Origin of the sequence: Pontiella desulfatans (genome assembly GCF_900890425.1) — a bacterium.
GTDB classification, from domain to species: domain Bacteria; phylum Verrucomicrobiota; class Kiritimatiellia; order Kiritimatiellales; family Pontiellaceae; genus Pontiella; species Pontiella desulfatans.
Genome location: NZ_CAAHFG010000001.1, coordinates 2,040,931 through 2,054,579, shown reverse-complemented (window position 1 = coordinate 2,054,579; position 13,649 = coordinate 2,040,931). Strand labels below are relative to the sequence as shown.

General features: G+C 58.7%; 8 protein-coding genes. 3 read left to right on the top strand and 5 right to left on the bottom strand.

Annotated elements, in window-relative coordinates; translation table 11 throughout:
* Positions 1-9: 9 nt before the first annotated feature.
* Genes E9954_RS07580 through E9954_RS07570 form a run of 3 tightly spaced genes read left to right on the top strand, consistent with a single transcriptional unit; the run spans position 10 to position 5,716 of the window.
* Positions 10-2,208 carry a right-handed parallel beta-helix repeat-containing protein gene (locus tag E9954_RS07580; protein WP_136078600.1) on the top strand — a complete coding sequence of 733 codons (2,199 nt, stop codon included), beginning with the start codon at positions 10-12 and terminating at the stop codon, positions 2,206-2,208.
* Between the two features lie 24 nt (positions 2,209-2,232).
* Positions 2,233-4,521 (top strand): right-handed parallel beta-helix repeat-containing protein, encoded by a 2,289-nt coding sequence (locus E9954_RS07575; RefSeq protein WP_222847091.1) that lies wholly within the window; start codon positions 2,233-2,235, stop codon positions 4,519-4,521.
* A complete protein-coding gene (locus E9954_RS07570) occupies positions 4,511-5,716 on the top strand; it encodes a putative glycoside hydrolase (protein WP_136078599.1) in 1,206 nt (401 codons plus the stop codon). Before E9954_RS07575 ends, E9954_RS07570 begins: the two co-directional genes overlap by 11 nt.
* A 148-nt stretch (positions 5,717-5,864) precedes the next feature.
* Here E9954_RS07570 and E9954_RS07565 read toward each other — a convergent pair whose 3' ends face one another.
* The 5 genes from E9954_RS07565 to E9954_RS07545 are packed head-to-tail and all read right to left on the bottom strand — an operon-like array spanning position 5,865 to position 13,521.
* On the bottom strand, positions 5,865-7,223 hold the full coding sequence (locus E9954_RS07565) for a B12-binding domain-containing radical SAM protein (protein ID WP_136078598.1): 1,359 nt from the start codon (positions 7,221-7,223) through the stop codon (positions 5,865-5,867).
* Complete coding sequence (locus tag E9954_RS32870; protein WP_187357949.1) at positions 7,220-7,735, bottom strand: hypothetical protein; 516 nt, start codon at positions 7,733-7,735, stop codon at positions 7,220-7,222. The genes E9954_RS07565 and E9954_RS32870 overlap by 4 nt, the downstream gene beginning before the upstream one ends.
* Positions 7,728-9,455, bottom strand: a complete 1,728-nt coding sequence (locus E9954_RS07555) for an aminotransferase class I/II-fold pyridoxal phosphate-dependent enzyme (RefSeq protein ID WP_136078597.1) — start codon at positions 9,453-9,455, stop codon at positions 7,728-7,730. Before E9954_RS07555 ends, E9954_RS32870 begins: the two co-directional genes overlap by 8 nt.
* Complete coding sequence (locus E9954_RS07550) at positions 9,452-10,186, bottom strand: esterase/lipase family protein (RefSeq protein WP_168442062.1); 735 nt, start codon at positions 10,184-10,186, stop codon at positions 9,452-9,454. Before E9954_RS07550 ends, E9954_RS07555 begins: the two co-directional genes overlap by 4 nt.
* Positions 10,186-13,521: an MFS transporter gene (locus E9954_RS07545; protein ID WP_136078596.1), complete on the bottom strand. Its 3,336-nt coding sequence runs from the start codon at positions 13,519-13,521 to the stop codon at positions 10,186-10,188. The genes E9954_RS07550 and E9954_RS07545 overlap by 1 nt, the downstream gene beginning before the upstream one ends.
* Positions 13,522-13,649 lie beyond the last annotated feature (128 nt).

Below are 13,649 nucleotides of genomic sequence, written 5' to 3'. Positions count from 1 at the left end.
CAGAATCCGATGGCGGGAAAGACACCCATCCTGGTTGCGGTTCCGAGTTTGTTCGTGGTTTGTTCCGCAGTTTCAGCGGCAACCTATTTCGTTTCACCTTCAGGGAACGACGGAAACCCGGGCCGCTCGGAAGAGCAGCCATTCCGGATGGTGCAGCATGCCGTCGATAGGATGCGCGCCGGCGACACGCTGGTTGTATTGGACGGCTGCTACACCGGAACGCTGAAGCTGAAGTCGGGCATTGCCCTTCAGGCGAAAAACCCGCGCAAGGTGGTTCTCTGCGGGGCGGAACCCTTGAAGGGGGCCTTCGAAAAGCACGAGGGAAACATCTTCAGGATTAACGTTGGAACAAACCCGAAGCAAATCTTTTATGCAAACCAACCAATGAGCTGGGCCCGCTGGCCCAATCTGACGTGGTCTGAAAACTGGATCGGAAATAAAAAATGGGCGTCGTCCGGCCCGGGGTCCGGCCCCGGGGAACTCAAAGCCGATGCATTCGGCGGCATGAAGGATCTCGACCTGGTCGGCGGATACTGTTTCCTGCGCTACTCAAAAGGAAACAGCTGCTACAGCCGGCTCATCGAATCCTTCGATGGCGATACCTTGCACTGGGACGACCGCGATTTTTATTCCGTTGCATTCACCGGCGAGGATGGGCGGAAAGGTTCTCCGGCGGCCATCGGCAAGGGCAAGGCGAAGCCCAATGTGAGGGCCAGGTTTTTCCTGGCGGGTGCGCTGGACCTGCTCGATGCGGAAGGGGAATGGTTTGCCGAGGACGGCATCCTCTATTTCCATGCCCCCGGAGGCGGGCAACCCAACGCGGCGGAGGTTTGGGTGAAGACCGCCGACTACGCCATCCATTCGGACGAGGTTGTTTCCGACGTGAGGATTCAGGGTATCGATTTTTTTGCTACCTCGGTCAAGTTGGGCCATCCGGCAAATGATAGAATCATCTTTCAGGATGCACACTTCACCTATATTGGCGCAGAACCGCTTTTCATCAACAACCCGCTTGGCCAACAAATCGCGAAACCCATTCATGTGGAAGGGACGCGGGTTGGGTTTGACGCATGCCTGTTTGCCGGTGCCCAGAATACGGCACTACGCTTGGGCGGATCGGATCTCATTGTTCAAAACTGTGTTTTTGCGGAAAACAATCGCCATGCGAATTTTCAAAGCGTGGCGTTGCATGTCTACGCCAAGGGGACGTTCAAGGTCACCCGCAACACCTTTTTCAACAACTGTTCCGATGCCATCAGGATCAGTTTTGATCATGGGGCCTATTCGGGAAGCGCAAACCCCGACATCTCGTTCAATAACATTTGCAATGCGGGGTTATACAACAGCGATGTGTCCGGCGTATACATGCCCAACCTGTCGCAGCACTGGACCGAGTTCCATCATAACTGGGTGCATAACGTAAAAGGCAACGGTGTGCGCCTGGATCAGGCCGGAGAAAAACTGACGGTGCATCACAATGTTTTCTGGGCGTCCAAGCGGGGGTTGAATATTGAGGGGTTCGGCAATTTCAATGTCTATAACAACACCTCGGTGTTGAACCATGAACCCTGCATGATGACACGGAACGTCGTTGCCAAGCGCAAAGGAACCGGCGACGCAACGGTCAGCAACGATACGAGCTTTCCCCCGATCGATGACTGGAATGTGTTAAACAACCTGGTGGCGGAGTTCGTGGACCGGGTGGGCCCCAGCGAGGACGGCCCTTTTACGGAGTCTAGGCAGGCGGGAACCCTTCATCCGGAACGGGCGAAAAACAAATCCATCCCCATTTCGGATCGAGGAAGCGTCCAGGGGAACCTGACGGGGTTTGAAAACTCGATCTTCATGAACGGAGAGCTGGACGGTTTGAATTTGATTCCGGTGGATGGCACCGTGAAAAACGGCGTAGGCCAAACGGCGGGATTGAACGCCCAAGGCGTAACCGCTCTGGATCGTTTCCGGGGCGCCTATGAATACAAGGGCATCGCCTGGCCGACGGGAAGCGACTGGATGCCCTATGGTTTGGCCGTTCCCGGAACCATGGCGCAGGCGGAGGCCTATGCGAAGAAATATCACGCCGTTTCCATCGTCCCCGAAATCGCTGTGGTCGACCTGCCGCGCGGGGTCTTGGGTTTGAACACCTATCAAGCGGCGGACGTTCAACGTGTTCCCATGAATGCCAAGAAGAAAAAGAAGAAGAAAAAGTAACCGTCGGAAAAAAGGAAGGGAGCCATGAACATACGAACGGACGCCATCTTTAGCTACCGCCTGCTGCTGGCCCTTTTCTGCCTGGGAGGAGCTTTGGCGCAGGCGATGGAATTGCATGTATCGCCGGATGGCAACGGGCAGGCCGACGGAAGCCTGGCGAAACCCTATGGCTCTCTTTCCGAAGCGGTGGAGGCGGTAAGGGGCTTGCGTCAAGCCGGGCATGCGGAACCCGCAAGGATTGTCCTGCGCGAGGGGCGTCATCAGCTGAGCGAAACCCTGGTTTTGGGACTACAGGATGGGTCGCCCGCTACGTCGGCTGGTGTGAAGCTCGAACCATATGGTGCGGGCGAAACCAAGGAACCCGCCCATTTAACCATCGCCGCCTATCCGGGCGAACACCCGGTTTTAAGTGGCGGTGTGCCTGTGAACGGCTGGCAACGGTTGGAATCGCCCCCTGCCGAGCTGCCGGCCAATGCGGTGGGCAGGGTCTGGGTGGCGGACCTGCCGGGAACCTTGGGTCGGTTCCATACGCTCTACGACAACCATGGCCGCCTGAACCGTGCGCGCAATTCCGGTTTTGCCTATGCGAAGATGGGGACCAAGCGCACGCTGCATTTTCCGGAAGGTGCCCTGAAAAACTGGGATCATCTCGACGATGTGGAAATCCTGGTGCGGCCCGGCCGCGCCTGGGTCGTTAACATGCTCCCGCTGGCCTCGGTTGATGAAGCGAACGGGGTTGCCACAACCGGTGCTTCCGCGACGTACGAGATGGGGCCGTTGCCGGGCTATCTCCATGATCCCGGGGCCTCGGTGGTGTGGGTCGAAAACATTCTCGAGGCCCTGGACGAACCGGGCGAGTGGGTGGTGAACACCAAAACACGGAAAATCTATTTATGGCCTGCCGATCCGGCGCCGGATGGATCGCCCCGGGGCATCCTTGCGCCGGCAACAACGGAGCTCATACGGGTGGAAGGGCAGATTGATTACGACGGGCCAACGGATCTTCCGGTCCGGGGAATTGCCTTCTCGGGGTTGACGTTTTCCCACGCGGATCGCAGGGCCTGGACCAGCGATGACGACCGCGTGGGTTGGGGCATGCAGCACGACTGGGATCTGTTCGATCGTCCCACCGCCCTGCTTCGTTTCCGCGGGGCGGAAGGGTGCCGGGTCGAGCATTGTCGTTTTATCCATTCCGGCGGGTCGGGCCTGCGCATGGATCTGCATGCCCAGCGCAACCGGGTGGCCGACTCTGAATTCGCCCACCTGGGCGAGGCCGGTATACTGCTGGCGGGGTATGGCCCCGGCTCCAAGGACGTGAACCATCACAACGATATTGTGAATAACCATATCCATCACTTCAGCGAGATTCTCTGGCATTCCCCGGGGCTGTGGGCTTGGCAGAGCGGCCACAACCGGATGGTTCATAATGAGCTGCATCACAGTGGATATTCGGCCGTGCTCATTACGACCCGTGTTGAACCGAGTCGAAGCTTGGATGGGGAGGGGGGACGAACCGTGCGTCGGGATGAAATCGAGCCGGGCGATGAAACCAGAAGCCGGGATGGCTACGAGAGTTGGAAGATTCGTGAAAAGTATAATCATGCCCGGCACAATCTGCTGGAATACAACGATATTTCCTATTGCGTTCAGCTCCTGTCGGATGGGAACGGCATTTATGTTTCCGGAACAGGGACGGGGAATATCGTGCGCTATAACTATCTCCACGACAACCAGGCGAAGCACTTTCCATCGTCGATCCGATGCGACGATGACCAGCATGAAACACTCATCCATGGCAATGTCCTGTTCAACAACGGCGGGTTTTCGGCGGGAATCGCATCGAAGGGAATCAACGACATCATCAATAATTTCATCGTCGATCCGGTGGTTGTTCCCTCAAGCGGATACATCAGTTACGAATGGGTGCCGGTTCCCGGTTCAAAAGTGCAACGCAACATTATCGTTTCCCATCCCGATGGCGGCAAGGCCCACAACGAACGGCCTCGGGGAAAAGACAATGGAGGGAAGCCTCCGCCGCGGATCGTGGAGACGGATATGGATTCAAATCTCTACTTCCATCCGACGGACCCGCATTGGATGGACCGGCATTTTGCCACACTGCGCGGGGTCGGGAAGGAGCTGTCCAGCCGGGTGGGGGATCCGTTGTTTGTTGATCCGGCGGGAGGGGATTTTGGTTTCCGGCCGGGCAGTCCGGCTTTGGCGCTGGGCATCGAGCCGTTGAAGGTTTCCGCGATGGGGCGACGGGAAAAGAATGACCATGAAGGGGATGGGGGAAGTTTGAATGCGAATTAAAAAACCATATCAGGTGTTTGGGTGGATCGTTGTGTCGTTGGTTTCGGCGACAACGCTTGCGACGGCAAAGGATTTGTCCCGCTCGTTGAGCCAGCGGGATTTGCGGATCAGCGATGGCAGCCTCTTCAAGCCCCAGCCCCATTATCCGGCATTCAGCTGGGATGCAACGCCGCGCTATTACATGTTTGGAAACGAGCATCGGTTACTGACTCCGGAGCAGGTCAAGTTCATTGCCGGGCGGACGGATTTCCTTTGTATTGAAAAATCACACGGGAAGAAACAACTCGGGGCTGCTGAATTAGGAGCGAAACACGAGGCGACGGCCTTTAAAAAGATCAAGCCCGATATGAAGGTGTTGTTTTATTTTAACGCCGCCTATGCCTGGCCCTACACCTCCTATAACAAGGACTTCACCAAGGAGGGGATCGAGAAAAACCCCAAGCTTCGGGCGTTCCTGGTTCCCCATCCCCAAACGGGCAAGTTGGCGGATCAGTTCGGCGCTTTTTGCTTCGACGTGCTCAACCCCGACTTCCGCAAATGGTGGGTGGACACGGTGGCCAAGGGCGTGAAGGAATCCGGTTGCGATGGCGCCTTCATTGACCAGATGCACGGCAATGTTGATCTTCGGAAAGAGAAGAAGAAGGAAATTGAACGGGCCGTCGGAGAGATGATGGGGGCGCTCAAGAAAAAGATGGGGCCTGATAAAATCCTGCTGGCGAACAATGCGTATGCGGAGGGCGCCAAGCTGGTCTTTCCGGTGAGTGACGCGATCATGTTTGAAAACTATGCGAACGTAAAGTCGAGCAAGGAAAACCTGATTTCCGAGTGGGACGACATGCTGCGGATTGCCAAAGCCGGAAAGATTTCGGTTTTCCGCCTTGGCGTTGAGGGGACGGGGCGAAGAAACCTGCAACCGAATATGCCGGAATACTCCCGGCAGAAAGAGAAGGTGGAGTTTGCGCTGGCGTGTTACCTGATCGGTGCCCAGCCCTATTCCTATTTCCTATACAGTTGGGGCTGGAAGCTATCGTCCGGCGCACTGGTGGATTATCCCGAATTCAAAAAACCGCTGGGTCCGCCGAAGGGCGCATACAAACGTACGTCGCCCGATGGATGGGAGTTCACCCGCGAATTCGAGCACGCCAGCGTTTGGGTGAACACCGAAAGCCGCGAGGCCAGGATCACTTGGCGGTAGCCGTTGACGGCATCGCAATGAATGCGGATACCTGCACATTCTTGAATGCCCCGGGGCGGGTTCCGTTGCCGTAAACCGGCCTGACCGGCAAGGCATCCGCCGCGGCCCCCCTGAATCAATACGTCACCGCACCCAAGGTTGCTGTTGATTAGACGGCCTTGGCCATCGGAACCCTTTCCTGCCTCAATAGTTTGGTGGTTTCCCGCAGGTTTTGTTTGAAGGTGTCGCGGCGCCATTGGGTGAATTCATCCGAATAGAGCCTCATCGCAAGGTCATGGAAGCCGTTGCGCAGTTCGTCCTGCGTCATGCCCTCGGGCCGGAAGTTAAGGTCGAACAGGGTGCACTTCTTCCAGTTGGTCGGCTCGATCAAGCGGTTGGCTTTTTTCAGGCGCTCATAAAGAGCCGTTCCGGGGAACGGGGTGAGGATGGTGATCTGCACTTCATACAGCTCGGCATCGCGGACAAAGTTGAAGATCTGGTTGAAGACGTCCGTCGTCTGCCCATCGAGTCCGACGATGAAGCATCCATTGACGGTGATGCCGTGCGATTGGATGGTTCGAATGGCATCCTTGTAGGCCAAGAACCGGTTCCGTTTCCAGTTGCTGTTCAATTCGAGCCGATCCAGCGGCGCGAGGGTCGGGCTTTCCAGTCCGATCAGCACCTGGGCGCAACCGGATTCGCGCATGAGCTGAAGCAGCTCCGTATCCTCGGCGACCGAAAGGTCGGTTTCGGTGAACCATTTGATGCGCCGCGTCTTTAGTTGCGGTAGCAGTTCCTTCCAGTAGGCCTTGTTCACAAAGCTGTTGTCGTCCGCGAACTCGATGAACGGGTGCGGCCAAATTTCGCAGATGCGATCGATCTCGGCCAAAACCTTCTCCACCGGTTTCTGCTTGTAGTGGCTACAGATCAAATTCGACCCCGCGCAAAACTCACAGTTGTGCGGGCACCCCCGGCTGGTCTGTACGGTGAGCCGGTTGTAGTTGGAAATATCCAGCAGCTCGAAGGCCGGCATGGGGGCGTCCGCCAGACTGAAGTCGCACTTGCGCGCATCATAGATGAGCTTGAGGTTCCCTTCCTCGGCATCCCTCAGCACGTCCAGCCAAACCGCCTCCCCTTCGCCGAGGATAACGGAGGTGCAATATTTCTGCGCCTCGTGCGGCTGGGCGGTTACATGGGGGCCGCCCATTACCACCGGCACACCGGCGGCGCGGTAGCGCTGCGCCAACTGATATCCTTCGTCGATCTGCGCACTGTAGCTCGAGATGGCCACCAAGTCGGGTGTTGCATCTAAATGGACGGCCGTCAATTTAGATGCGACGTTAGGAACCTCGAAATAGTGGATTTCATGGCGCTTCGGCGTCATGCCGGCCAGTGTGAGGAGACCGAGGCTCGGGAGCGACGCGATCTGTTTGCTGCGCTCCACGAAGCCGGGGAGGGTGAGCCCGAGTTCGAGTAGTTCGGTGTCGCATGCGCGGATACCGCTCATGGCGATGAATGCAATGTTCATGGTTGTTGTCCTTTCTTGATCGTAGATGGAAGATTGTTCCTGTTCGTCTCAATCACCATCTCCATTGGGGTGAATGACGTGCGTTGATCGTTTAGGGTGTGCAAGGCTGGGGTTGCGGAGGTGTGTTCGTTCGTAACGGAGCAGGATGCTTCGTCTACATGGACCAGAAATACAAGGATCGCGGCCAATACCGACCCGGCTGGAATGAAAAACAGGTGGCGGAAGATCGGTTTGAATGCACTGGCATAGCATACGGTCGGCATCAATACCGCGCCGGCCAGCATCAACGGGGACGCGATGCCTGGCTCGATACCCAACGCCTTGCTGGTCAGGCCCATGCCGAGATTCAGGAAGCCGATCCCGAAAAAGGAAATGTGGGCAAGCCGGATCAGGCGGCGGGGCCAGGACGTGTAGCCACCCAGCCAATCCATCTTGTGGAAAAAGAGGCCGGGGATCGCCCCGGAAACACATCCGAGCGCAAAACCCACCCAGGCTGCGGCGATGTTAAGCACGGCAAACCTCCTTTGCCGCAATGGGGTTGAGTGCGTGTCCAAGCATACCGAGCATGCGGTCGTTGGTGGCGGCGTCCTTCACGGCAATCCGTATGGCCCGGTCGCCCATGCCCGAACCCATATCCGCTGCATCGCGGATGAAAAGCCCGTGCTCCCGGCACTGGTCGATGACCCTCTTTCCATCGGGTCCGTGGCCGGGCAGGTGGAACAGGATAAAGTTGGCGATGCCGGGCACGATTTCCTCAATGCCCAGGGATCGGAGACCATCCATCAGCCCGGCCCTTAGGCGATGGGTTTCCTGGTAGCGGCCGTTGTAATAATCCACGCAGCGCAATGCGTGAACCGCCGCCACTTGGGCCGGCAGGCTAACCGACCAGGGCGGCGTGAGGCCACGCAAGGGTTCCAGGGTCTTGGCGGCCGCGCAAAGATGTCCCACCCGAAGCCCGCTCAGCCCGTAGACCTTCGACATGGATTTCACCACAACCACTCCGGTGTTTTGGGCCGCGAACGGTTCGAGCGATTGTTCGTGGCCAGCGTATTCGACATAGGTTTCATCAATCCAAACACGTGTTTTCGGATGGCGGGTCGCGAGCAGCTCCTCCAGGCGGGAGCGGGGGATGTGGCGCCCGGTCGGGCTGTTGGGATTCACCAAGACCACCAGGTCGAAGCCTTCGCGGAGTTTGGCCGCGAGCCGTTCGGTATCAACCGCATAGCCGTCCTCGCGCCGCAGGTTGAAGCGCTCGACCTGGCATCCCACCACCTTATCCAGCACGTGGGCATATTCCCCGTAGGTTGGATTCAAAAGGAGCACCCTGGATGCCGGGGTGAGCCAGTGCCGGAACGCAAGGAAGATCAAGGGAGAGGAGCCGCCGCCGGGCAGGATGTTGCCCGGTTGGATGCCGCGTGCTTGCGCGATGGCCTGCGTCAAACCTTCGGCATGGTTGGGTGGCGACGTGCGCATGATCCACCCGAGGTGTTCGTGCAGGGCCTGCTGCGCTTCCGGGCAAGGTGGAAACCAGGCGTCGAGTACGTCGGCGTTGATGATTTCGTTCCGGCGGGCGAGATCGTGGAAGGTGTTGCCGATGGCATCGAAAAATGCGCCGCCGTGGTAGCATTCGACCGGGGCGCGGAATGGAACATCCAATTGCCAGTCCACCTGCCGTTCAAGCCGATCCAGCCGGGTTTTGAACCGGGTCAGTTCCGTTTCGATGTTTTCGGAGGAAGCCGTCAGCAATTCGTAGTCGAGTCGGCCGCATTGGAACCGTTGTCCTGCCGGGCGCATGCCGAGCCGGATGTACATGCTGCGCACGTTGCGATGCCCAATGGCGACCAGTTGTTTTCCGCCACCGTCCTGGATCAGCCGGAATGCGGCATACATGAGTGCCGGGGCCACCGGCGTGCCACGCAATTGATCGACAACCGTCAGCGCACGGATTTCGAACAGGGCATCGTCGAAATCCAGAGGGACCGAATCGCGGGCAAGGTAGTTGTCGATCGAGTAGCTCGGGCTCTGGGGAGGGGTGACGCCGACAAAGCCAACCAGTTCGCCCTTTTCAAATGCCACAATATAGATGCTGTCGACATCGTTCCGGTCGTGAAGCGTTTTTTCGGGGGACGGGCGGAATTGGCCCAGTTCCGTTGCGTAGACGCGGTGTCGGATTTGGTCGATCTCCGCCATGTCGTGGCCGGTCGCAAGGGCCAGTTTGATTTTACCATTCATGCTCGGTCTCCTTTGAAGTGTCCATGTTCGAGAAAATATTTGGTTTGTTCGATCGCTTTGCGGTTCCGCCCGATGCACGGATGCGTGGCGTGGAGTTGGGTGTAGTCGGTGAAGGTCTGCGGTTTGACGCGCGCCAGCGAAACCTTGCCGTCGTCCGGCCCCGGAATCAGCAGGGAGAGAATCGGGTTGATCGAGCGGTCGCCCGCAATGATGCCCAGTTCAAACTTCGGTTCCTTTAGCCGGAGCGGATGGCTGTTGGCTCCGGTGCCGAGCTGGTTCCCGGCTGGCCCGTTGATCCATCGGAACGGTTTGAGCCGGCCCAGCTTGTCCGGCACTTCGCTGCCACGGCTCGGTGGGGCGAGCATGACCACCCGGCCGAGGTTGGGCAGGTCGTGGTGTTCCAGATGTTCGCGCAGGATGATCCCTCCCATGGAGTGGGTGACGAAATGCACGGTTTGGGCCTTGCTGATCCTCGGGGCCAGGGCGGTGAAGATATCGTTGGTCAGCACTTCGATGCTGGCTGAGGTGGAAGGGTAGTCGTGGTTGATCACGGTGTAGCCTTCGGCCACCAGCTCCCGCTCCAGTTTGGCCATGGCCCGGCTGGAGCGGACAAGACCATGGAGCAGGACGACGGTTTCCCCTTCACGCACACTTGCGCAAGTGTGCGTGGGGCGCAGGGCGACCGCCAGGCAGGCCAGGCTGATCAAGAGGATGGCGATTGCGTTTTTCATTAGGCCTCCACGAAGGTTTTGAGGGCACACAGGTCGAGTTTTCCGGTGCCGAGCAGGGGGATCTCGGGCACAGGGAAAAAGTTGGCTGGCCGCGGAATCCAGAGGTTGGGCAGATTGAGGTTGCGGAGTTTGGCGATGAGGTTTTCCGGGTCGCCGGCTAGGGCGGTGCAGCAAACGGCGAGTTGTTCGCCCTTGCGCTCGTCTTCGATGCCGACCACGGCAACACAGGGTTCTTCGGTTTCGGCCGCTTGCTGGAGCGCTTCCTCGACCGCCCCGTGCGGCACCATTTCTCCGCCGATCTTGCTGAAGCGGGAGCGGCGCCCGCTGATATGGACAAATCCTTGCGGGTCCATGCGGGCAAGGTCGCCGGTGTTGTACCAGCCATCCAACAGCGCTTCGGCGGTCTTTTGGGGTTGGTTGAGGTAGCCCTGCATCACGTTCGGTCCTTTGATCAGCATGAGGCCCTCCTCGCCGTCGGGGAGTGTTGCGCGGGTGTCGGGGTGGACGATCCGCACGGCCACGCCGGGGAGGGGTTGGCCGGCGCTACCGGAACGGTGGCCGTTCCGCGTGTTGAGCAGGGCGACCGGGGAAAGTTCGGTGCATCCATAGCCTTCCATGGGCCGGGTGCCGAATTTTTCCTCGAACCGGTCGGCCAGTTCGGGGCGGAGCTTTTCGCCTCCGGTGATGACGGTTTGGAGGGTTTTCAGCTCTTCGGCCTTCGCCTTGCGCATATAGCCTTGCAGGAAGGTGGGGGTGGCCAACAGCGTGGTCAGCCGTTCCTCCTTGATCAGGCGGATGACGCGATCGGCCTGAAGCGGGTTGGGGTGGTAGGCCACGCGGATCCCCTTGAGCAGCGGCCACCACAGCAGGCCGAGGAAGCCGAAGGCATGGAACAGCGGAAGGATGGCGCACATGGCATCGTCCTTACTGAACGCCTGCACGGCCTGGGTGGATTCCACATTGGAAAGAAGGTTTGAGTGGCTCAGCATCACGCCTTTCGGTGTGCCGGTGGTGCCGGAGGAAAAGATGATGGTTGCGACATCGGACGGTTGCGGTTCGCGTCCGCCGGCCAGATGCTTCGGCGATGCGAAGAGCGCGGCGCGGATGGCGCGGAACGTTTCGACGCGCCCCAGGTTTTTGAGCAGGTCTTCGAGATAGAGCCAGCGCACGGGCAGGTCGGGCTGTTCCATTTTCTGCAGGAAGCGGCGCGAGGTGATCATATATTTAATGCGCGCCTGTTCGATGGCCGAACGCTGTGCTTCGGCGGATGCCGTCCAATTGATGTTGACGCTGGTTTTTCCGGAGAGGGTGACCGCGAGGTTGGCGATGACTCCCCCCAGCGATGTGGGCATGAAGATGCCGATGTTTTTCTGGTTCCTGATGCAAGGCTTGAGCCGGTTGGCCAGCGCAATGCCGCAAGTCAGCAGTTTTCCGTATGAAGCTTTTTGGCCGAGCGTGTCGGAGGCAATCGGGCGGAACCAATTGCGGCGCGCCTGCTTGATGAATTGATGGCTGAGCGTTTTGCAGGGGAGATGGCTTTGTTCGGTCGCATGTTCGGCACCCAGTTCGGCGATGACCCGACGGGCTTCATCGGCCGGGGTCTGGGTGGGAAGCGGCTTGCCGAAGCGCACGGTAACCGGGCGCGGGAATTGTTCGGGGCGGCGGAGTCCGGGCTTTCCGCCCTTGAAGCTGAAGATGCTGCCCCAGATGTTGCCGATATGTGCCGGGATGATCGGGCATCCGCTGTTTTTGGCAATCTTTTCGAAGCCCTTATTGAATTGCATTAGATTGCCGTTGGTGGTCAGCGCGCCTTCCGGGAAGATGCCGACGATGGCGCCGTCTTCCATGGCCTTGCGCGCTTCCTGAAGCGACTTGGCGAGGGCGCGCGGGCCGTCGGAGGTGTGGATCGGAATGCAGTCGGTCAGCTTGAAGAAGGGATAGGCCCACTTCCAGGTTTTGAATACGTCGCGCGACATCACGAAACGGATCGGGCGTCCGGTGGCCGCCTGCAGCAGCAGGGCATCGGCATAGGCCGTGTGGTTGCAGATGAGCAGGGCGCCGCCTTCGCGCGGCAGGTTGTCGAGCCCCTGGAACTGGATTTTATAGAGCCGATGCACCAGGCGCATAATGCCGAAGCGGGTGAGGAAACCCGGCAGGCGAACGCAGGCCAGCACGGCCGGTACGGCGGCGATCAGCCCCGTGACCAAGACGCATCCACGCGCATCGACGTGCAGGACTTTGGTGAGCAGGTAAAACAGGGCCGACGAGCCCACCATCGCACTGAAGCCCAGGAAGCTGGATGCCCCGAAAACTTCGCCGCGGCGATCGGCCGGGATTCGCTGTTGGAGAAAGGCGTTGATGGGAACCACGAACATGCCGCAGCAGATGCCGAGGGCAACGATCCATAAACCAATCCAGATCGGGGAGGTGGAAATGCCAAGGTTGATGGCTGCAACCATGATGCCGATTGCGCCCACCGGAATGAGCCCGATTTCTATCGTATGTTTCGAAAAGCGACCGGTGAGCAGGGCGCCGATCCCAATGCCGATGGCCGCAAGCGGAAAGAGGATAGGGCTTCTTTCGATGCTGAGGCCGAGGACTTCCTGGCCATAGATCACCAGCGTTTGCTGGAAGAGCGCGGTAATGGCGCCGAACAGCACAAGACCGAACACGGCCTGTTGCGCCCATGGGTCGGAACGGAGGTTTTTCATGGCGCGCACTACGTCCGGAATAATCCAGGGGGAAGCGGAATTCCGTTTGCCATAGGCGGGCACATCGGCAATGCGATAGGAGGCCAGCGTGCCGCTTCCCGCAAATGCCGCACAGACGGCAAGCACATAGAACGGGCTAAGGTTCAGGTAGCCGATCAGCAGCGCGGGCAGGGCGGTGCCAAGAATGATGGCGGCATAGGTTGCCGCCGTGAGGAATCCGTTGGCCCGGGAAAGGTCGCCTTCTTCAACCAGCTCCGGAACAATGCCGCGTTTGGCCGGGCCAAAGAGCGCGCTCTGGGTGCAGAGCAGGAAAAGCAGGGCATGGAGAGGCCAGGCCAGACCGGAGAGCAGGGCGGGGAGGGCAAGCGCCAGCAGGCCAACTTCCATCCATTTGCTGGCTACGATGATGTCGCGCTTGCTGAATCGATCCGCCAGCGCACCTGCCGCATTGGAAAACAGCAGGAAGGGAATCACGAACAGCGCCGAACAGATGGCAATGATCTGTGGAAGGCTTTCCTGTCCGAGCAGTTGGGCCAAAACAATGATGGCGGTCATCTTGAAGGCGTTATCGTTAAACGCACCGGTAAATTGACTGAGGTTCAACCATTTGAATGTGTGCTTCATTTCCGCTCCTTTAATTGGAAAGTAACTTTAATCAGATGCCCCTATTGCACGGGGTGTGCCAGCGGAAGATAGGTTGGCGCAAGCTGTTGGTTTTATGCGTATTGCGCGATATTGCTCCGTAAACATGA

Excerpts from the sequence above, each read along its gene's own strand:
- E9954_RS07580 (WP_136078600.1), top strand. The coding sequence starts at position 10 with ATGGCGGGAAAGACACCCATCCTGGTTGCGGTTCCGAGTTTGTTCGTG.
- E9954_RS07575 (WP_222847091.1), top strand. The coding sequence starts at position 2,233 with ATGAACATACGAACGGACGCCATCTTTAGCTACCGCCTGCTGCTGGCC.
- E9954_RS07570 (WP_136078599.1), top strand. The coding sequence starts at position 4,511 with ATGCGAATTAAAAAACCATATCAGGTGTTTGGGTGGATCGTTGTGTCG.
- E9954_RS07565 (WP_136078598.1), bottom strand. The coding sequence starts at position 7,223 with ATGAACATTGCATTCATCGCCATGAGCGGTATCCGCGCATGCGACACC.
- E9954_RS07555 (WP_136078597.1), bottom strand. The coding sequence starts at position 9,455 with ATGAATGGTAAAATCAAACTGGCCCTTGCGACCGGCCACGACATGGCG.
- E9954_RS07550 (WP_168442062.1), bottom strand. The coding sequence starts at position 10,186 with ATGAAAAACGCAATCGCCATCCTCTTGATCAGCCTGGCCTGCCTGGCG.
- E9954_RS07545 (WP_136078596.1), bottom strand. The coding sequence starts at position 13,521 with ATGAAGCACACATTCAAATGGTTGAACCTCAGTCAATTTACCGGTGCG.